The organism is bacterium, assembly GCA_024742285.1.
In the GTDB taxonomy this organism is placed as follows: domain Bacteria; phylum Myxococcota_A; class UBA9160; order UBA9160; family UBA4427; genus UBA4427.
On sequence record JANSYR010000003.1, the window covers coordinates 195,085 to 214,751 of the forward strand.

Genomic DNA, 19,667 nt, shown 5'->3' on the forward strand with positions numbered 1-19,667 from the left:
TGGCGGGGAGCAGGTCGAGGAGTGGCTCGAGGCGAGATGGCAGCGTTGCGGCAGTTCCTGGCGCGACCCGACGTGCGCGAGCACTGCGAGATCGCGGGTCGTTTCGGCGTGATGGCGTATCACGGCGGGAACCTCGAGCGTACGACCGACGCGGTCGCGACCGAGGTCGCCGCCCGGACGGGCGCCTCCCTCTATACCGTCGCCCAGGCCGCGCCGAGTCGGACCCACCTCGCCTCGACGGCTTTCGATCCCGCCCACTCCGACGCGCTGGCCCGCTTCCTCGACCACGTCGACGTCGTCGTCACGATCCACGGCTACGGCCGCCGCCGGCTCCGCCATCACCTCCTGCTCGGTGGACGCAATCGTTCGCTCGCGACCCACGTGGCCGGCCACCTGCGCCGCGACCTGCCAGCGCGCTACGTCGTGCTCGACGACCTCGATCGAATTCCGAACGAGCTGCGCGGCCAGCACGAACGGAACCCGGTCAACCGACCGCCAGGGCAGGGTGTGCAGATCGAGCTTCCGCCTTCGATCCGCTGGAACTGGCGGGAGTGGGGGTGGTCGGATCACGCGGGCGTGTCGCGAACGGTCGCCATCCAGCGACTGATCGACGGCTTGTCCGCCGCCGTCGAGAACTGGCCGATCGCGCGCCCCTGAAGCGGGTCGGGCCCTTCGCTCAGCGCGTCATCCGGTCCCGATAGTCCCACACGGTCAGCCGTTCCACCTCGACGGCGATCAGGACTTCGTGGTCCGCCCGGGAGAGCAGCCACTTCGCGAGGGAAGACGAGCGGTCTCCGAGGTAGCGATCGATCAGGCGTCCGAGCTCCCGGGGCCCTCCGTCCGGGCCGACGGTCGCGCGGCCGGTCCCGCGGACGCCGAAGTAGGGCGGCTCGTTCGGGGCCAGCTCGAAGCCGCAGCGGGGGTCGCGCGCGAGCGCTTTCGCGACCCAGGCGTCGGCCTGCGTGGCACAGAGGAGACGGTCGCCGTCACGGCGGAACCAGAGGGAGCAGACGCGTGGGTAGCCCCGGGCGTCGGTGGCCGAGAGGCGGAGCGGGGCGATGAATCCGTCGAGGTGGTCGTCCACTTCCGATCGAGACCACGGGCTGTCTTCGGCGATCTGCACGGCTCCCCTCCTTCGCACGGAATGTTCACGCAGACGAAGTGCGTCGCAACCAACGTCGGAAGGCGGCCATCACGGCGGCGTGCAACGGTGCCTGCGTCCAGAGATAGATCCACCAGGGCAGGCGCGGCGCGTAGTCCTGGAGCGCGGACAGGGCCCCGTCTCCGTCCGGCGTGCTGCGGAACTCGAGTCGCGGTTCGCCGCTCGGGCGCTCGGCGGCGAGGAGGCCACCGACGACGTCGAGGACGTAGCGGCCCGAGGAGGTCGCGACGTCCCGGGGACGGAGGCGGATCAGGGGTGCCCGCAGCCCGCGAAGGCGGATCGTCGTCTCTTCTTCGTTCGTCGTGACGATCAGGAGCGCGGGGACCAGGCGCCCGAGCCACTCGACGTAGGCCCGCCCGAGCCAGCTCGCGTCCCGACCCTCCGGGAGGGGGAGGCGCTGGACCGACCGGGCGATCGGACGCTTCCACCCGCCCGTGTGGTCGACGGAATCCGCGAGCGCTTCCCGGAAGGGTCGACCCGGGAAGCCCATCTCCTCCTGCAGCCAGGGGTCCTTCACGACCATCGGATGCCGCAGACTCTCGATCAGCGGGCGCACGAGACTGCGCGAGTTGCCCGTCACGAGCGAGACCCAGAGCTCCGAGAGCGCCGGCGACACGAAGGGAACCGGGATCATCGGGCGTCTGCGCCCGAGGACCTGCGCCGTCGTCTTCATCATCTCGCGGTAGGTCATGACGTCCGGTCCGCCGACGTCGCAGATCCGCCCGGTCGTGGATTCGTGGTGGCAGCAGTAGGCGAGGATCTCGATCACGTCCGAGAGGGCGATCGGCTGGGTCTCGGACGAGGTCCAGCTCGGGCAGACCATGAGCGGCAGCCGTTCGACCAGACGGACGAGGAGGTTGAGCGACGAGCCCTCCGGGCCGACGACGAGGCCCGCACGAACCGCCGTCACCGGAACGCCGTGGGCAGCGAGGGCGTGCTCGACCTCCGCTCGACTCGCGAGGTGGCTCGAGATGCCCTTGTGCTCGTCCGGCGGAAGGAGGCCGCCCAGGTAGACGATCCGCTCGACCCCCGCCTCCGCCGCGGCCCGACCGAAGTTGTCGGCGATCAGCAGGTCGAGATCGTCGAAGCGGCCCTGCGTCAGTCGTGCGTTCGGGCTCATCGAGTGGACGAGATAGACCGCGAGGTCCGCGCCCTCGAGCGCTTCGCGGGTCTGCCGAACCGAGAAGAGATCACATCGTCGCGGCTCGATGCCGGGCGTCACCTCGCCGCCCGTATCCGCGTCGTCCCCACGACGCTGGCGTCGACCGAGGGTGAGTACGCGATCCGTCGGTGCGAGCTTGCGGGCGAGCGCGGAGCCGACGAACCCCGAGGCGCCGGCGATCGCGATGCGAAGGGGAAGGCGGGCTTCGGCGGCAGGCAAGTCGGGGATCGAAGACATGGACACGGTGGAGCCTAGCCGCGCGGTGGCCTCGCCGTCTCTCAGCCCTCGATCTCGCGGCGCCAGCGGCCGCCCTTGAACTGCTCGAGGATCTTCTCGACCCGCACCGTCGCCTCGTCGGGGATGAGTGCTGCGTCCCGGTGGCTCTGCAGGAAATCGTTGAGTCCCGCGACCGACGCGAGCATCTCGCGGTCGGCTTGCACGAAGCCCATCGTCCAGCTCCCGAAGGCGCGTTGTGGCGACTCTTCACGGAGCAGGACCCGGGTGTCCGTGTGACGATCGTCCGACTCGATGACGTCGTAGAGGGACTCGATTACTTCGAGGTCGCCCTCGAGGACCTGCAGGAAGGTCGGATCTGCGTAGAGGAGCATGCCGGAGACGCCGAGTCGACCGTTCTTGGCGCGGATGTGCGCGAGCAGCTCGAGCAGCTCGTCGGCGTCGCAGGGATCGACGGCGCGGCTGGTGTACACGATGCGATGAATCGCGGTTTCCGGTTCCTGGTCGGGTCGTTCGTCGGGCATGAGGTCGGGATCGCCCGATCGGCTGGAAGGCTTGATCGAGGGATTCACCGAGTGGGTTCGCCCACCCGATAGGCCCTACCCGCGGGGTGACGTTCGGATTCATCTGCGCGGGGTGGTTGCCAGGAGATCCGGTGTGCCCAGGATTCGCGTCCGAGCGCGAGCGGCCCGAAGAGGCCGCCTCTCGCACCGATGGACCCATTTCCGGAGCCCGTTCATGACCGCGACCACCCAACCCTTCCAGGCCGAGACGCAGAAGCTGCTCGATCTGATGATCCACTCCCTCTACTCGAACAAGGAGGTCTTTCTTCGCGAGCTGATCTCGAATGCGTCCGACGCCCTCGACCGACGTCGCTTCGAGGCGGTCTCGAACCCGGAGCTCGCGGTGGAAGGGGAACTCGGGATCGAGCTGGTCGCGAACCGAATCGACCGGACCCTCACGATCTCGGACAACGGGATCGGCATGAACCGGGAGGAGCTGGTCGAACACCTCGGGACGATCGCGCGATCGGGCACGCTCGAGTTCCTGAAGCGGGCAGGCGAGAGTGACGACGCGAGCCCGGATCTGATCGGTCAGTTCGGTGTCGGCTTCTACGCGAGCTTCATGGTCGCCGACGAAGTCGACGTCGTGAGTCGCCGAGCCGGTGAAGACAAGGCCGCGCGGTGGACCTCGAAGGGCGCCGGGGAGTATTCGCTCGACGATGCGGAGCGGGAAGCAGCCGGGACGACGATCCGGCTCACCCTCAAGGAAGTCGACGGCGAGGCCGGACTCTCGGACTTCGCCGACGAGTGGGTCCTCCGCAACGTCGTGAAGAAGTACTCGGACTTCGTCGCCTACCCGATCACGCTCACGGTCATCGAAGAGGCCTCCATGCCCGAGCCCGAGGACGGCGACGAAGCGATCGACGTCACGCCGGGCGAACCGCTCGAGCGCGCGGTGGACGCGCCGCTCAACTCGATGAAGGCGATCTGGACGCGGCCGGAGGCGGAGGTCGAAGAGGACGACTTCAACGAGTTCTACAAGCACGTCACCCACGACTTCCAGGACCCGATGCTCCGCGTCAGCACGTCGATCGAGGGCACCTTCGAGGCGAAGGCGCTCCTCTACGTGCCGGGCAAGGCGCCCTTCGACCTCTACCACCGCGAGCGCGCGCACAACGGCGTGCAGCTCTACGTACGGCGCGTCTTCATCATGGACGAGTGCCGGGAGCTCCTGCCGGAGTGGCTGCGCTTCGTTCGCGGCGTCGTCGATGCCGAGGATCTCTCGCTCAACGTCTCGCGGGAGATGCTCCAGCAGGACAAGCAGATCCAGACGATCCGCAAGCACCTGGTCAAGAAGGTCGCCGACAGCCTCAAGAAGATGTCGAAGGACGAACCCGAGGCGTACCTCTCGTTCTGGGGCGAGTTCGGTCCCGTCGTGAAGGAGGGCCTCCTCGACTGGGAAGAAAAGAAGGACCGGATCTTCGATCTCGTCCTCGCGCCTTCGACGAACCACGACACGGAGCTCACCGGCCTGACGAGCTACATCGAGCGCATGTCCGACGACCAGGAGGCGATCTACTACATCGCGGGTCCGAACCTCGACGTGCTGCGTCGCTCGCCTCATCTCGAGGCGTTCGAGGAGAAGGGGATCGAGGTCCTCTTCCTGACGGATCCCGTCGACGAAGTCTGGGCCAACCAGGGTCCGCTGGAGTACGCGGGGAAGCCCTTCAGGAGCATCGGCCACGGCGAGGTCGAGCTCGGCTCCGACGAGGACAAGGAGAGAGCCAAGGAAGATCTCGGCAAGAAGGAAGAGAGCTTCCAGGACCTGCTCGCCGCGATGAAGGCCTCGATCGAAGGCGACGTGAAGGAGGTGCGGCTCTCGAGTCGCCTGAAGAGTTCCGCGTCGTGTCTCGTCCTCGAGGAGGGGGACCTCTCGCCGCAGCTCGAGGCGATGCTCCGCCAGGCCGGGCAGGCGATCCCGGAGCGCCAGCCCATCCTCGAGCTGAACCCGGACCACGCCGTCGTCGCGGCGCTCGGGAAGCGCTTCGAGGCGAACCCGACCGATCCGCGGATCGGCAAGTCGGCCCGGCTGCTGCTCGGGCAGGCGATCCTCGCCGAGGGCGGGCAGCTCGACGATCCGACCGCGTTCGCGGAGCTCGTGAACGAATTGATGGCCGAGACGCTCTAGGCGCCCAGGCGAGCGCGTCGAGCGCCGCGGCGCTAGGCGGGGACGGGCGACAGGGGCAGCGTGACGCGGATCTGCGTCCCGTTCGCGCCGTCGCTCTCGATTTCGAGGGCGCCGCCGTGGTCGATCGCGATGTCGCGGGCGACGGAGAGCCCGAGACCCGTTCCGCCCTCACGCAGGCGCGTGGTGTAGAAGGGGTCGAAGACGTGACGCAGGTCCTGCTCCGAGATGCCGGGACCGTCGTCGGTCACGAGGATCTCGGCCTGGTCGGGACCGGTGCGGAGGCCGATGTGGACCGTGGCACCCTCGTCCCGGGATTCGAGGGCGTTGCGGATCAGGTTGATCAGCGATTCCTCGATCTCGACGGGGTTCGCCGAGATGATGGCCTCGGGCGCCTCGACCTCGACCTGGACCACGCCGTCCCGGCTCGCCGCATAAGGCCGGCACAGGTCGGCGACGCGCGTGATCGTGGGGCCGAGGTCGACGAGGCGCCGTTCCGACGGTTCGTTGCGCGCGAAGCGGAGCAAGTGCTTCACGATGTCGCCACAGCGACGCGCCTCTTCGATGTTGACGCGCAGGGCATCGGCGAGGCCGTCGGCATCGGTCGACGCCTGCTCGAACTCCTTGAGCGCGAGCTCCGAGCTCAGCAGGATCCCGCCGACCGGGTTGTTGATCTGATGGGCGATTCCAGCGGCCAGGGTCCCGACCGAGGCGAGACGCTCCCTTCGCTGGAGCTCGATCACCGAGGCGGTGAGCGCCTGGGTGCGTGACGCGACCTCTGCTTCGAGCGCCTGGCGATGGCGCGCGTCCTGCGCGGCCTTGTCGACCCGCCGTGTCACGTCCCGCGCCGTGACGACGAGGTGCTGCCTCCCGGTCGCGCTGTCGAAGGGTCTCGACTTGGCCTCGATCACCACCCGCTCACGCCCCGTCATCGACGTGGGGATCTCGAGCTCGACGGGACCAGCGGGGCCGGCGAGGAGCGTCTGCAGGTCGGGGCTGTCGTGGCGGCGGAAGACTTCGTCCAGCAGCTCGAAGGCATCGACGCCGATCATCGCGTTCGGGTCGATCCCGAAGAGCGTCTCGTGGGCCGGGTTCGCGTAGACGAATCGTCCCTGGGCATCGAGCTCGTAGATCAGATCGCTCGCGCCTTCCGCGAGGTCGCGGAAGTGGGTGAAGGCCGCTTCGCGCGCGGCGCGGTTCGACGCGTTCTGGGCTTCGAGCGCGCTGATCTGGGCGAGGTGTTCCCGCGCGTAATAGCGGAGCGTGACCGAGAGCACCGAGGCCGAGACGAGGGTCATGACCGGCTCGACCCACGCCGCGATCGGATCGGCGGAGGAGGCGATCGAGAGGCCCTGGACCAGGAACGCTCCCGCCAGGATCAGCGCGTAGTCGAGTCGCGGGATCCCGGCGATGACGCCCGCGCCGAGTGCGAGGAGATAGAGGACGGGCGTATGGGCGGCAGCGTCGTGGATCGAGTGGAGGACGAAGTTGTTGACGAGAATGACGGCGACGAGGACCGCCGTGCGGGATCGGGGACGCTGTGGGCGACGCGCCGCCAGCACGAAGAGCAGGATCGCCGAGGCGAACTCGAGGGACGGGAGCCCGCCCTCGTGGAGGCCACCGAAGACGAAGTGGACGGCGGCCGAGGCCAGATATCCGAGCCCGACCGCGAAGGTCGCCGGATGGATGGCGCGGGCGAGCGACGCGTCCAGGACGGCTTGCCCTCTGGTCGAGAGATCTTCCGCCATGCCGACCACGGTAGCGAAGCCGATTCACCGATCATGAGGCTGTCGGAAGGGATGGCCTGGAATCGCGCGTCGGAAACTTCTCGACCTAGCGGAGGCCCATCCCGACGTAGTCTTCGGGCAACGAGGCAGGGCGAAGGATCACGTCCGACGACGCCGGGCCGATCCGAGCCGCGAGGCGCTCCATCACGGCTCGATCGAAGCCGTAGAACTCGACCGCGTTGGCGCCGAGGATGCGCGCGGTCTCGTCGGGAGGGACGCCGTGGAAGGCGTGGCGAAGACACGTCGGCGTCTCGGGCCAGGTGCCTTCCGGGTGCGGGAAGTCCGAGCCCCAGAGGAGGTTCTCGATGCCGATCTCGTGGCGCATCTCGACCTCGCCCCGTGAGATGAAGGTCGCGGTGATCGCGCACCGATCCCGCCAGTACGCGCTCGGCCGTCGCTCGATCCGATCGCGCAGGGCCTGCGAGTTCCACATGTCGTACATCTCGTCGAGGCGCATCAGCTCCTGGGGGACCCAGTGCGAGAGTGCTTCTGCGAAGACGAGCTTCAGGCCCGGAACGCGATCGAAGACGCCGCCCCAGATGAAGAACCAGAGCGGTCTCCGGTCGTAGAAGGTCGATTCCGTGAAGTGGAAGAACGAGGCCAGGGGCTCCTCCGATCCGTACGCGGTCGCGCCGTCCGGCGAGCGGGCGTTGCCACCGTGGATGCTGACGGGCAGATCGAGGTCGGCGGCGAGGGACCAGAGCGGGTCGTAGACCGGGTCGTGATAGCCGGGGAGCCCCGGCTCCAGGGGCGGCACGAGCAGCCCGCCCCGGAGTCCGTCTTCGCGGGCCCGCTTCGTCTCGGTCATCAGGGCGTCGACGTCGTGGGCCGCGGGCAGCTGGATCACCCCCGCGCGTCGCGTGGGGTTCTCGTTGCAGAACTCCGCGAGCCAGCGGTTGTAGGCTCGCGCGCCCGCCAGCTGGAGCTCGAAGGGCCAGGGTCTGCCCGAGAAGATCGGGCCCTCGGACTCCATGATGTCCGAGAAGGGCGGCTGGTTCTCGACGAAGCCGTCGCCGTAGAGGATCTCGCCCGCGATGCCTTCCGCGTCGAGGAAACGGTCGCGGACGGCGCCGTCGAAGAGGCCGAGGGTCGCTTCGAGCGCGCGTTCCGAGAAGGCAGCAGCTGCTTCGGGGGTCGCGCCGGTCGCCTGCATGAAGCCGTCGAGGAAGCCGGCGAGGGCGTCGCGATCACCGCGCGCCGCGGCCTCCGCGAGGGGCGCACTCGGCCGTGATCGCCAGTAGCGATCGAACTCGTCGCGATATTCGGGGTCGAAGTAGGGCGCGAAGCCGGGGAGGGGAGGGCCGGCGTGTCCGTCGCCGGAGATGACGAGATAGCGGTCGCTCATGTCGGCTCCTGCTCGTCCTTGCGTTTTTCGACTGGTCTCGCGAGTTCGCGATTCGTGCTGGACGCGCTTGCCCGGGAGCGGGGATCGGCGACGCTCGGCGGGACGCGAAGACAAGGTGGCAGGCACGGCCGGGGTGTCAAACGCCCGGTCCCGGGAGGTGCGCGTGCGGGAGAACGAGATGGGACAGCCGATCGGATTCGCGATCGACGATTGGCAGGGGGCGGAGTCGCCGGTCCACGAGGGGATCGAGGGGGCGCGATGCCGGCTCGAGCCGCTCTCCGCCGATCGTCACGCGGAGGTCCTCCATGAAGCCTTCGCCGCGAACGCCGACGGCAGCAACTGGACCTACCTGCCCTACGGCCCCTTCGAGAGCGCGGCGGCGTACGCCGCGTGCGTTCGCGACTTCGAACGTCTCGGAGCGGCGGGAGACACGCTCTTCTTCGCGATCGTCGAGGGAGGGAGCGAGCGTCCGATCGGCGTCTCGTCCTGGCTTCGGATCGCACCCGCGCTGGGCGCGATCGAGGTCGGACATCTCTGCTTCTCTCCGGCGCTCCAGCGCACGCCGCTCTCGACCGAGGCGATGTTCCTGATGATGCGGCGGGTCTTCGAGGAGTGGGGCTATCGCCGCTACGAATGGAAATGCGACGCGCTGAACGCGCCGTCGCGCGCGGCGGCGGCCCGGCTGGGCTTCCGGTACGAGGGCACGTTCCGACATCAGACCGTCGTGAAGGGTCGCAATCGAGACACCGCGTGGTTCTCGATCACCGACCTCGAGTGGCCCGCGCTGAAGGCGGGCTTCGAGGCCTGGCTCGATCCGGCGAACTTCGACGCCGCCGGTGGCCAGAAGCGGCGGCTCCGGGACTTTCTACCGGCGACGGCGGGGCGACCGCTCGCAGAAGATCTCGCCTAACGCGCCTTCTTCCAGGCGGCGATCCGTTCTTCGAGCGGCTCGAAGGATCTCGTGAATCCGTCGAGGTCGTCGTAGCGCGCCCCCTGGATGTACTCCGTCACGCCGAGCGCTTCGAGGGCGGCGAGTCGATCGAGATCTTCGGCTTCGGACCGGTGACCGAGTGCGCCGAAGGCAGCGATCTCGGGATCGGCGCGACCGGCGTCGACGAAGCGTGCCCGGAGTGCGTCCGCGTGCTCGCGGATCTTCTCGGGATCGTCGGTCATCGGCATCCATCCATCGCCCGCGCGGACGGCGCGATCGAGGGCGTGGGGCGCCGCGCCGCCGATCCAGATCCGCGGTTTCGGAGGGTTCGGGCGGAAGAGGAAGGGTTGATCACGGAGCGAGGTCACGTCGCCCTCGGCGCCGAAGGCTTCGTTCAGGAAACGGAGCGTCTCGTCGGTGATCCGGCCGCGCTGGCTCCGGTCGACGCCGAGCGCCCTGAACTCGCTGCCCATCCAGCCGATGCCCACGCCGAGCTCGAGGCGCCCGCCCGACAGCTCCTGGATCGTCGCGATCGCCTTGGCGGTCGGGAGGATCGGGCGGTAGGGCACGACGAGAACGGCCGTTCCGATCCGGATGCGGTCCGTCGCAGCGGCGAGCCAGGCGAGGGAGGTGAGCGGGTCGAGGTAGCGTCCGCCGGAACCCTCGGCGTCGTCAGGCGGGATCGCGATGTGGTCCGGCACCCAGAGGGCGTCGAGACCGGCCTCCTCGGCGAGGCGCGCGCTCTCCCGCAGAACCTCTGCGTTGGCGGCGGCCCCCATCAGTCGAAGCGCGAAGCCGAAGCGCATGCCGATCTCCGGGTTGCGGGTTTGGGTCGTTCGGAAGGAATCGACGGGCCGGTCGGGAACGATTCGGTCGAACTTAGCGCTTGCCTCGCGGCGTGTGCGGACCATCACGTTTCGACCGGATCGAGGCCCTCGAGTGGTTCCTTCGCTTCCCGGAACCGTGGGTTTCCGGAAGTACCCGGTCCGGATCGACGCACATTTCACGTTTGCGTTATTTTCCGCGCGCTGTCCGTAGGGTCCGGGGGCGATCGTCTCCGCCCGCGCGGCCCGGGAGGATCCATTCTGAGCGGCTCCGCCGATGACGACTTCATTTCCGTTCGAGACGTCGATCTCGCCTTCGGAAGTCGGATCGTCTACGACAAGCTCTCGTGTTCGATGCGCAAGGGCGGTGTCCATCTGCTCCTGGGGGGCAGCGGCTCCGGCAAGTCGACGCTCCTCCGGATGATCGGTGGCCTGCAGCAGCCGACCGAGGGAGAGGTGCGCGTCGCGGGCCAACGTCTCTCCGGGCTCCGGGAGCGCGACCTCGGTCAGATCCGCAAGGGGATCGGCATGCTCTTCCAGAACGGGGCGCTCCTCGATTCGATGACCGTGCTCGAGAACGTCGGACTCCCCCTTCGCGAGCACACGGACCAGTCGATCCCGCAGATCGCCGAGCGCGTTCGGACCGTCCTCTCGGCGGTGGGGCTCGAGGACGTCGAGCCGCTGCTTCCGAGCGAGCTCTCCGGCGGCATGCTCCGCCGCGTCGCCTTCGCCCGCGCGATCGTCATGGAGCCCGAGATCCTTCTCTGCGACGAGCCCTTTTCGGGGCTCGATCCGCTGAACGTCACTCGAATCGAAGATCTCCTCATGCGCTTGAATCGCGACCTCGGCCTCACGGTCGTCATCACGTCTCATCACATGGCGTCCTCCCTCCGCATGGCCGACCAGATCATCCTGCTCCGCGACCGCAACTGCGTCGCGGGCACCCCGGAGGAGCTGGCCGGAGGACACGACGAGGGCGTGATCGAATTCCTCGGTGAAGACGGGCGCGCCTATCTCGCGCGTCTCCACGAGATCGAAGGAGCGTCGCCGGCATGATCGAATCGATCCGCTCCCTCGGTTCGCGCACCAACGAGCAGCTCGAGGGCCTCGGGCGAGTTACCGCCTTCGGCACGGCGATCACCGGCGCGACCCTTCGGCCGCCCACCCGCTTCGGCTTCTTTCTACGCGCGCTCTACGACGCGGGCGTCCTTTCTGTCGCGTTGATCGCGCTCTCCGGCTTCACGGTCGGGATGGTGCTCGGCCTTCAGCTCTTCAACGTGCTGACCCGCTTCGGGGCGGACGAGGGCCTCGGCGCGGTCGTCGGCCTCTCGCTGATTCGCGAGCTCGGCCCCGTGGTCTGCGGCCTGCTCGTCACGGGCCGTGCCGGCTCGGCGGTGACGGCCGAGATCGGCACGATGAAGGCGACCGAACAGCTCGACGGCCTGCGCATGATGGCGATCGACCCGATCCACTTCGTGGCGATGCCGCGGGCGCTCGCGCTGACCTTCGCGATGCCGCTCCTCAACGCGATCTTCATCGTCTTCGCGATCGCCGGGGCCTATGCGATCGGCGTCGCCAATCAGGGCATGGACGCGGGCGTCTACCAGTCCGGTCTCGAGAGCGCCGTCGAGTTCCGACAGGACGTGGCGCAGAGCCTCCTCAAGAGCCTCGTCTTCGGGATGCTGATCGGCCTGGTCTCGACCTACAAGGGCCACCACTGCGCGCCCAACGCCGTCGGCGTCGCGCGCGCGACGACCTCGACGGTGGTGACCGCCTCCGTCGTCATTCTCTTGTCCGACTACGTGATCACGGCGCTCTGGGGCGTCTAGTTTTTCGCCTGCGGGCGCTCGGCGAAGCGGTGCCTCGACCGAGCCGAGCTCGAAAGGAAGGATCGATATGCAGAGCAACGCCACCCGCGACCTCGTCGTCGGCCTCTTCGTCCTGATCGGACTGCTGGCGCTCGCCTACCTCTCGCTCCAGGTGGGCGGCATCGAGCTCTCCCAGGGCGAGAAGATCCTGCTCAAGGCCACCTTCGACGACATCGGCGGCCTCTCCGCCCGCGCACCGGTCCGCGTCGCCGGCGTGAAGATCGGCCAGGTCTCGGGGATCGACCTCGACGAGGACCTGCGCGCGACGGTCAGCCTCGAGGTCGACGCGGACGTCGGGCTCTCGATCGACTCCTCCGCGGCGATCCGGACCGCCGGGCTGTTGGGCGACCAGTTCATCGCCGTCGAGCTCGGTGCCGAGGATGATGTGCTCCTCGACGGGGAGGCCTTCCAGTTCACCGAGAGCGCCCTCTCGATCGAGAAGCTCGTCGGCCAGCTCGTCCACGACGCGGGCGTCTAGACCAGCCGATCGACTTCGAGAGACGATGTTGGTCGGCGGCGTAGCCGGTCGGTCGTCTGGCACGTAGTATCCGCGCGACCCGCTGGCCCATCCATCTGGAACGTCTCGTGAACTCCGCCCGTCGAATCTTTCCGTCCACGCTGATCGCGGTTCTCATGCTGCTGGTCACGACCGGGTGTGCCTGGCGAGAGGGGCCGGACCCGCTGGAGGACGCGAACCGCAAGGTCTTCGCCTTCAATGAAGGGCTCGATCGCTACCTGTTGGCGCCCGCGGCGACGGCCTGGGACTTCGTCGTGCCCGAGTTCGCGCAGAAGGGCCTCGACAATTTCTTCGGTCACCTGAACATGCCGATCGTCCTCGCGAACGACATCCTCCAGGGCAAACCGATCGCGGCCTTCGAGGACCTCGCGCGGATCACGCACAACACGGTCTTCGGCTTCGGTGGCTTCTACGACATTGCGACCGACCTCGGAATTCCCGAGAACGACGAGGATTTTGGTCAGACGCTGGGCTACTACGGGACGCCCGCGGGGCCCTACCTGATGGTTCCGATCCTGGGCCCGTATACGCTTCGGGACGGCTTCGGCGAGATCGTGGACACGACGGCGACGGGCTATCTCTACTCTCCCGTCTGGACATCGGCGCGTACGCTGAATCTCGACACGGCTGAACTCTGGGGCGTCTCGATCGGTCAGAAGGGCCTGGAGCTCCTGAACCTGCGCTCGATCTTCGACGAGGAGCTCGAGGAGAGCCGGAAGGACGCCTTCGACTACTACGTGTTCGTGCGCAACGCCTATCTCCAGAGCCGGGCGGCGAAGGTGGCCGACCAGACCGACGCGCCGGTGATCGACGAAGACGACCTCTACTTCTTCGACGAAGAGGAGTTCGAAGAGGATGAGGAAGAGGAGGACTATGATGACATCTGAGCCGACGGTCGACGGACTCCGGGCGCGTCATCGGGTCTCGCTGACCCGGCGAAGCTCGCGGCGCGCGTTCACGCGCGGCGTGCTCGGCGGGATCGCGATCCTGCTCGTGAGCGCGCCGGTGGGTTTCTCCGCCGATGACTCCGCCGAAGAGGCCGAGCTGACGGCGGAGCCCACGCAGATCATCGAGAAGGCCGCCGGTCAGATCATGGCCGTCCTCGCGCGCAAGGACGAGCCCGCCGAGGTCCGCGTCCGAGAGATCGAGGAGATCGCCTACGCGATCTTCGACTTCACCACGATGTCGAAGCTCGTGCTGGCTCGAAACTGGCGGAAGATGGACAAGCCGAAGCGCGCCGAGTTCGTCCGCGAGTTCAAGACCCACCTCTCACGGACCTACGGCACGCGTCTGGATCGCTACGACCAGGAGGAGGTCGAGGTCTACGGCGCCCAGGTCGAGGTCCGAAACGACGTCACGGTCAAGAGCCGGATCGTGGGCGGCCAGTTCGACGGCGCGGAGATCGCCTACCGCCTGCGCAACCGCAAGGACGCGTGGAAGATCATCGACGTCGTGATCGAGGGCGTCTCCCTCGTCTCGAACTACCGCTCCCAGTTCGCGACCGTGCTGAACGGCGGAACGATCGACGATCTCATCACGAAGCTGAAGGACAAGAACTTCGTCGTCGACCAACCGGCGCCCGAGAAGGGGCAGGGGTAGGCCCGCCTGCCTTCACCGGAGAAGGGAGTCGCGCGGAAATGCGGGCGAAGTACGAAGGCCAGGCCTTCACGGATCGGTTCGGACCCTGGGCCGCGATCGCAGGCGGCTCGGACGGGATCGGCCGGGCCTTCGCGGAAGTGCTCGCCGAACGAGGCTTCGACCTCGTCCTGATCGCGCGCAACGAAGCGAAGCTCGAGGACACGGCCCGCGCGATCCGGGATGCCCACTGTGTCGAGGTCCGGGTCGCGAGCATCGATCTGACCGGGGCCGACCTCGAGAAGGAGGTCGCTCAGGCGCTCGAGGGCCTCGACCTCGGTCTCTTCATCTACAACGCGGGCTCGGGACGCGGCATGGGGCCCTTCCTCGAGTCCGAGGCCGATCACTGGCTCCACCAGATGGAGCTCAGCTGCCGTGGACCGCTCCTGCTCTCGCATCAGGTCGGCCGCACGCTCTGCGCCCGGGGCCGGGGCGGCCTGATCATCATGTCCTCGCTGAGCTCGCTCTGCGGAAGCGCCTATACGACGACCTACGCCGCATCGAAGGCCTTCGACACGATCCTCGCCGAAGGGCTGTGGCAGGAGTTCGGGCCGCAGGGCGTCGACGTCGTCGGCTGTCTCGCCGGATCGACGGATACCGAGACCTTCCGCGAGGACACCGGGGGGAGCGACGAGGCGATGGATCCCCGGGACGTCGCCCTCGAGACCCTCGCGTTCCTCGGGCGCGGGCCGACCTTCGTTCCGGGCGCCGCGAATCGCGCCGGGGCGAAGGCGATGTGGCCGGTTCCCCGGATTCCCCTCGTCCAGGCGCTCAGCAGGGTCAATGCGACGAACTTCGCGCTGCCGTATCACGCGCAGGAAGGCGAGGAGTTCGGGGATCTCGACTAGGCTCCGTCCGGGGACTCGAACCCGGGAGACGGAATGGGAAAGCTCGAAGGCAAGGTCGCACTCGTGACGGGAGCGGCCTCCGGTGTGGGTCGGCAGACGGCGCCATGGGCAGCCCCGAGCAGGTCGCGGACCTGATCGCGTTCCTCGCCTCGGACGAGGCGGCCTACATCAACGGCGAGGACATCGTGATCGACGGCGGCACGCGCTCCGCGATCTAGTCCCGGCTCCGGGTGATCGCCGTCGCGCGCTCAGTCCTCGCTTCCGTTCGGGTCGCGCCAGGTCCGCTCGAAGGGGAGGCGCCAGGCGCGCGGCGCGATCAGCTGGTGGATCGCGTTCGGTCCCCACGACCCCACCGAATAGGGACGGGCGGGAGGCGGTGTCTCGAGGAGCGGCGCGGCGACCTCCCAGAGACGCTCGATGCCTTCCGCGGTCGTGAAGAGCGTTCGGTCCCCGCGCATCGCGTCGAGGATCAGCCGCTCGTAGGCCTCGAGGACGTCGCCTGCGAACTCCGTGTCGCGCATGGCGAACTGCAGGCTGAGCTTGTCGAGCCGCATGCCGGGCCCCGGGCGCTTCCCGTAGAAGGAGAGCGACATCTTGGAGACGTCGGAGAGGTCGAAGGTGAGGTGGTCCGGGCCGTGGGCGCCGACGCCGGAGTCGGCGGGGAACATGCTCTTGGGTGGTTCCCGGAACGCGATCGAGATGATCCGCTGACCTTCGGCGAGCCGCTTCCCGGTTCGCAGGAAGAAGGGCACGTCGGCCCATCGCCAATTGTCGATCATGCACTTGAGGGCGATGAACGTCTCGGTCTCGGATTCCGGATCGACCCCCTCGATCTCGCGGTAGTCGGCGTACTGGCCGCGCACCACGTCCTCCGGATGAATCGGCTGCATGCTCCGGAAGACCTTGTTCTTCTCCTCGCTGATCGGGCCGGGTGCGAGCTCCGTCGGCGGCTCCATCGCCGTGAACGCGAGGATCTGGAAGAGGTGCGTCACGACCATGTCGCGGAAGGCGCCGGTCGCCTCGTAGAACGCCGCCCGCGTCTCGAGTCCGAGCGTCTCGGGCACGTCGATCTGGATGTGGTCGATGAAATTCCGGTTCCAGATCGGCTCGAAGAGCCCGTTCGCGAAGCGGAAGGCGAGGATGTTCTGCGCCGGCTCCTTGCCCAGGAAGTGGTCGATCCGGAAGATCTGCTCCTCGTCGAAGACCGCGTGCAGCTGACGGTTCAGGGCGCAGGAACTCTCGAGGTTCGTGCCAAAGGGCTTCTCCATCACGATCCGTGAACGCTCGACCAGACCGGCTTCGCCGATGGTCTCGACCGCGGAGAGCGCGGCGCCGGGCGGCACGCTCAGATAGTGGAGTCGTCGGCACTCTTCGTCGAGCTCGCGCTCGGCACGCTCGACGGCGTCACGCAGCGCGCTCGGGCCGGCTCCGAGCGGCACGTATTCGAGGAGCGATTCGAAGTGCCGGACGCGATCGGGCTGGGGCGCTTCGTCGGCGAATTCTTCGAGCGCCTCGCGGACGATGGCGCGGAAGCGTTCGGTGTCGAGCTCCTCGAGCGAGACGCCGATGATGCGGCTCTTGGGGACGAAGCCCTCACCGACGAGATGGAAGAGGCCGGGGAGGAGCTTGCGACGCGAGAGATCGCCCGTCGCTCCGAAGAGGACCACGACCTGCGGATATTGCGGACCGATGTCCGCCGCGTTCTTGCTCAAAGCCTGCCTCCGCGTCGATGCGCGTCGTCGTTCGATTCGAAGGTACGGCACTCCTTCGTCCGGCGCCGAGGGCGCGGCCCGCAGAGGCGGGAGAATCCGCGCGTCTGGGTCGGGTTCGGCCCAAACCGTCGGCCACCCACGATCCCTGCCGATCTCGGCGGAGGACTTCGATATGGTGGACACGCGCAGGTCGGCCGGGGACGCCCGGTCGTGGTCGTGACGGAGGGGCGAATGCAGATCGCGCTGGTCGGACTCGGAAAGATGGGCGCCAACATGGCGCGTCGGCTGATGCAGGGGGGGCACGAGGTCGTCGTCTACGACCTCGATCGCGAGGCCGTCGACGCGTTGGAGAGCGAGGGCGCCGTCGGGGCGACCGATCTCGCCGATCTCGCGACGCGACTCGAGGCTCCGCGCGCGGTCTGGGTGATGGTGCCCTGTGGTGATCCGACGGAAGCCGTGATTCGCGACCTCGTTCAGGTGCTGGGGCCCGACGACGTCATCATCGACGGCGGCAACGCCCACTACAAGGATGACGTTCGCCGGGCCGGCGAGCTGGCGGAGTCCGGCCTCCACTACGTCGACGTGGGCACGAGCGGCGGCGTCTGGGGACTCGAGCGGGGCTACTGCTTGATGATCGGCGCGTCGGAGGCGATCTGGAACCGACTCCGGCCCGTCTTCGCGACCCTGGCCCCGGGACGCGGCGACATCGAGGCCACCCCCGGCCGGCGCGCCGGCGCCAGCACCGCCGAGGAAGGCTACCTCCACTGCGGCCCGCCCGGAGCCGGGCACTTCGTCAAGATGATCCACAACGGGATCGAGTACGGCATGATGCAGGCCTACGCGGAAGGCTTCGACATCCTGCGCGCCCAGGGCGGCGAGAGCGTCGAAGAATCGCTGCGACTCTCGCTCGACGTCGGTGAGATCGCGGAGGTCTGGCGGCGCGGCAGCGTCGTGACGTCCTGGCTGCTCGACCTGACGGCTTCGGCCCTCGCGAAGAGCCCGGAGCTCGACGAGTACTCGGGCCACGTCTCCGACTCGGGCGAAGGGCGCTGGACCGTCGAGGCGGCCGTCGAATCCGGGACACCCGCCGAAGTGCTGACGTCCTCGCTCTATACCCGCTTCCGTTCGCGCAAGAGCCACACCTTCGCGGAGAAGATCCTGTCCGCCATGCGCGCCGGCTTCGGCGGCCACCAGGAGCCACGTTAGTTGGCCGACCCCGCGCCGGACTCCCTGCAGCCGCTGGCTTCCGGAGGTCGCCTTCATCGGTTTCCCGACGCCGAAGCCGTGGCGCGCTCGGCGGCGGACGCCTTCGAGGCGGAGGCGGTCGCGGCGATCGATGCGCGCGGCGCGTTCCGGGTCCTGCTCTCCGGAGGCTCGACTCCGAAGCGGATGCTCGAGGTGCTCGCCGAGCGGGTCGACGACGTGCCTTTCGGCTGGGACGCCGTCCGCTTCTTCTTCGGCGACGAAAGGTCGGTCGGGCCGGATCATCCGGATTCGAACTACGGGATGGCGTGCCGCGCGCTGCTCGACGCGATCCCGGGGTCGGCGCGGCGCGCGGAGCGATTGCGGGGAGAGGCGCCGGATCCGTCGGAGGCGGCGCGCGACTACGAAGCGTGCGTGGCCCGGGAGTTCGGGGTCTCCACCCACGGCGCGCCCCCGGCCTTCGATCTGGTCTTCCTCGGGATGGGAGACGACGGTCACACGGCTTCGCTGTTTCCGGGGACCGCCGCGCTCGAGGAGCAGACGCGCTGGTTCGTCGCGAACGAGGTACCGCAGCTCGGGACCCGTCGATTGACGGCGACCTTTCCCCTGCTCGCCGGCGCGCGGCGGATCGTCTTTCTGGTTTGCGGAGCGGGGAAGCGGGCGCGCATGGCCGAGATCATGAGTCCGAATCGGGATCCCTCCGCGGTTCATCCGTGCGAGCGTGTTCGAAACGAAGGGCGGCTCGACTGGTTCGTCGATCGGGCCGCGGTGGGCGATCTCCGATGAGTCGCCCCGATCGGATCGTGTCGCTCCTGCCTTCCGCGACCGAGATCGTGTTCGCGGTCGGCGCGGGGGATCGGCTCGTCGGTCGTTCCCACGAGTGCGACCATCCCCCCGGCGTCGAAGTGCTCCCGGTACTCACGCGCCCGAGGCGGTCGCTGCCGCGCGCGAGCGGCGCGATCGATCGGACGGTCCGGGAGATCGTCGCCGAGGCGATCGCCGTCTACGAGCTCGACCTGCCGACCCTGGAATCGGCTGCCCCGGACCTGATCGTGACGCAGGACCTGTGCGAGGTCTGCGCCGTCTCCCTCGACGACGTGCGGCAGGCCCTGAACGAGCTGGCGGCGCGGGACGTCGAGATCTGCAGCCTGAGTCCGCTTCGTCTCTCCGACGTATGGGAGGACGTGCGGCGGGTCGGGCGCGCCGCAGGGCGCGCGTCGGAAGGGGAGGCGGCCGCGCGATCCTTCGAGGCGCGCTGCGCCGCGCTCGGCGAGGCGACCGCTCTGCTCGGGCGCCCTCGGGTCCTGACGATCGAGTGGCTCGACCCGGTCATGATCGGCGGGACGTGGATGCCGGAGCTCGTCGAGATCGCCGGCGGCGAGGCGCTCGTGACCCGGGCGGGCGATCACGCTCCGACCCTCGAGCTGGACGCGCTGCGCGCCCTCGACCCCGACGTCGTCGTGCTGAAGCCCTGCGGTTTCGACGTCGCGCGGACCCTCCGCGAGACGGCGCTGTTCCGAACGATGCTTCCCTGGGAGGAGTGGCGCGCGGCGAGGAGTGGAGAGGTCTACGTCGCCGATGGCAACGCGTACTTCAATCGGCCCGGTCCGCGGCTCGTCGAGTCCGCGGAGATCCTGGCGGCGATCCTCCATCCAGGGTCGTTTCCCGACCTCGTCGCGCGCCACGGACCCGAGCTCCGGCGGATCACGCCCGAAGGCGAGGCCGTCGCGTTCCGCTGACTTCGAGGGAGG

The 19,667-nt window shown here is 68.4% G+C and carries 20 protein-coding genes; 13 read left to right on the forward strand and 7 right to left on the reverse strand.

Going from position 1 to position 19,667, the window contains the following annotated elements:
- Window positions 1-36 precede the first annotated feature (36 nt).
- The gene (locus tag NXI30_07360; GenBank protein MCR9094017.1) at window positions 37-657 is read left to right on the forward strand and encodes a poly-gamma-glutamate hydrolase family protein; all 621 of its coding nucleotides are present in this window, start codon (window positions 37-39) and stop codon (window positions 655-657) included.
- A 19-nt stretch (window positions 658-676) separates the two neighbouring features.
- Here NXI30_07360 and NXI30_07365 read toward each other — a convergent pair whose 3' ends face one another.
- Genes NXI30_07365 through NXI30_07375 form a run of 3 tightly spaced genes read right to left on the reverse strand, consistent with a single transcriptional unit; the run spans window position 677 to window position 3,082 of the window.
- Window positions 677-1,123 (reverse strand): pyridoxamine 5'-phosphate oxidase family protein, encoded by a 447-nt coding sequence (locus NXI30_07365; GenBank protein MCR9094018.1) that lies wholly within the window; start codon window positions 1,121-1,123, stop codon window positions 677-679.
- A gap of 25 nt (window positions 1,124-1,148) precedes the next feature.
- Window positions 1,149-2,561 carry an NAD(P)H-binding protein gene (locus tag NXI30_07370; GenBank protein MCR9094019.1) on the reverse strand — a complete coding sequence of 471 codons (1,413 nt, stop codon included), beginning with the start codon at window positions 2,559-2,561 and terminating at the stop codon, window positions 1,149-1,151.
- A gap of 41 nt (window positions 2,562-2,602) precedes the next feature.
- On the reverse strand, window positions 2,603-3,082 hold the full coding sequence (locus NXI30_07375) for a BLUF domain-containing protein (GenBank protein ID MCR9094020.1): 480 nt from the start codon (window positions 3,080-3,082) through the stop codon (window positions 2,603-2,605).
- A gap of 214 nt (window positions 3,083-3,296) precedes the next feature.
- Between NXI30_07375 and htpG the strand changes: the two genes are divergently transcribed.
- Window positions 3,297-5,249, forward strand: a complete 1,953-nt coding sequence (gene htpG, locus NXI30_07380; protein ID MCR9094021.1) for a molecular chaperone HtpG — start codon at window positions 3,297-3,299, stop codon at window positions 5,247-5,249.
- A gap of 32 nt (window positions 5,250-5,281) precedes the next feature.
- Here the strand turns inward: htpG and NXI30_07385 are convergent, their stop codons facing one another.
- Window positions 5,282-6,994: a PAS domain-containing sensor histidine kinase gene (locus NXI30_07385; protein ID MCR9094022.1), complete on the reverse strand. Its 1,713-nt coding sequence runs from the start codon at window positions 6,992-6,994 to the stop codon at window positions 5,282-5,284.
- An 85-nt stretch (window positions 6,995-7,079) separates the two neighbouring features.
- On the reverse strand, window positions 7,080-8,378 hold the full coding sequence (locus tag NXI30_07390; protein ID MCR9094023.1) for an amidohydrolase: 1,299 nt from the start codon (window positions 8,376-8,378) through the stop codon (window positions 7,080-7,082).
- Between the two features lie 178 nt (window positions 8,379-8,556).
- Here NXI30_07390 and NXI30_07395 point away from each other — a divergent pair, with 178 nt between their 5' ends.
- Window positions 8,557-9,288 (forward strand): GNAT family N-acetyltransferase, encoded by a 732-nt coding sequence (locus tag NXI30_07395; protein MCR9094024.1) that lies wholly within the window; start codon window positions 8,557-8,559, stop codon window positions 9,286-9,288.
- On the opposite strand, the gene NXI30_07400 is transcribed toward NXI30_07395, so the two are convergent.
- Entirely contained in the window at window positions 9,285-10,115 is an 831-nt protein-coding gene (locus tag NXI30_07400) for a TIGR03619 family F420-dependent LLM class oxidoreductase (GenBank protein MCR9094025.1), read from the reverse strand. The genes NXI30_07395 and NXI30_07400 overlap by 4 nt on opposite strands.
- On the opposite strand from NXI30_07400, the gene NXI30_07405 reads away from it, so the two are divergent.
- The 7 genes from NXI30_07405 to NXI30_07435 all read left to right on the forward strand — a co-directional run bounded on the left by NXI30_07405 (window position 9,999) and on the right by NXI30_07435 (window position 15,219).
- Complete coding sequence (locus NXI30_07405; GenBank protein ID MCR9094026.1) at window positions 9,999-11,189, forward strand: ATP-binding cassette domain-containing protein; 1,191 nt, start codon at window positions 9,999-10,001, stop codon at window positions 11,187-11,189. The two genes, NXI30_07400 and NXI30_07405, sit on opposite strands and share 117 nt — an antisense overlap.
- Window positions 11,186-11,962, forward strand: coding sequence for an MlaE family lipid ABC transporter permease subunit (locus NXI30_07410; protein MCR9094027.1), 777 nt, complete (start codon window positions 11,186-11,188; stop codon window positions 11,960-11,962). The genes NXI30_07405 and NXI30_07410 overlap by 4 nt, the downstream gene beginning before the upstream one ends.
- Window positions 11,963-12,029: 67 nt before the next feature.
- Window positions 12,030-12,479, forward strand: a complete 450-nt coding sequence (mlaD, locus tag NXI30_07415; protein MCR9094028.1) for an outer membrane lipid asymmetry maintenance protein MlaD — start codon at window positions 12,030-12,032, stop codon at window positions 12,477-12,479.
- Window positions 12,480-12,586: 107 nt separating this feature from the next.
- Window positions 12,587-13,405: a VacJ family lipoprotein gene (locus NXI30_07420; protein MCR9094029.1), complete on the forward strand. Its 819-nt coding sequence runs from the start codon at window positions 12,587-12,589 to the stop codon at window positions 13,403-13,405.
- Window positions 13,395-14,117: an ABC transporter substrate-binding protein gene (locus NXI30_07425; GenBank protein ID MCR9094030.1), complete on the forward strand. Its 723-nt coding sequence runs from the start codon at window positions 13,395-13,397 to the stop codon at window positions 14,115-14,117. Before NXI30_07420 ends, NXI30_07425 begins: the two co-directional genes overlap by 11 nt.
- A gap of 38 nt (window positions 14,118-14,155) precedes the next feature.
- The gene (locus NXI30_07430) at window positions 14,156-15,001 is read left to right on the forward strand and encodes an SDR family NAD(P)-dependent oxidoreductase (protein ID MCR9094031.1); all 846 of its coding nucleotides are present in this window, start codon (window positions 14,156-14,158) and stop codon (window positions 14,999-15,001) included.
- A 104-nt stretch (window positions 15,002-15,105) separates the two neighbouring features.
- Window positions 15,106-15,219 carry an SDR family oxidoreductase gene (locus NXI30_07435; GenBank protein MCR9094032.1) on the forward strand — a complete coding sequence of 38 codons (114 nt, stop codon included), beginning with the start codon at window positions 15,106-15,108 and terminating at the stop codon, window positions 15,217-15,219.
- A gap of 30 nt (window positions 15,220-15,249) precedes the next feature.
- On the opposite strand, the gene zwf is transcribed toward NXI30_07435, so the two are convergent.
- A complete protein-coding gene (gene zwf, locus NXI30_07440) occupies window positions 15,250-16,713 on the reverse strand; it encodes a glucose-6-phosphate dehydrogenase (protein ID MCR9094033.1) in 1,464 nt (487 codons plus the stop codon).
- A gap of 231 nt (window positions 16,714-16,944) precedes the next feature.
- Between zwf and gnd the strand changes: the two genes are divergently transcribed.
- Genes gnd through NXI30_07455 form a run of 3 tightly spaced genes read left to right on the forward strand, consistent with a single transcriptional unit; the run spans window position 16,945 to window position 19,655 of the window.
- Complete coding sequence (gene gnd / locus NXI30_07445) at window positions 16,945-17,919, forward strand: decarboxylating 6-phosphogluconate dehydrogenase (protein MCR9094034.1); 975 nt, start codon at window positions 16,945-16,947, stop codon at window positions 17,917-17,919.
- Window positions 17,920-18,702, forward strand: a complete 783-nt coding sequence (gene pgl / locus NXI30_07450; GenBank protein ID MCR9094035.1) for a 6-phosphogluconolactonase — start codon at window positions 17,920-17,922, stop codon at window positions 18,700-18,702.
- A complete protein-coding gene (locus tag NXI30_07455) occupies window positions 18,699-19,655 on the forward strand; it encodes a cobalamin-binding protein (GenBank protein ID MCR9094036.1) in 957 nt (318 codons plus the stop codon). The genes pgl and NXI30_07455 overlap by 4 nt, the downstream gene beginning before the upstream one ends.
- Window positions 19,656-19,667: the final 12 nt, after the last annotated feature.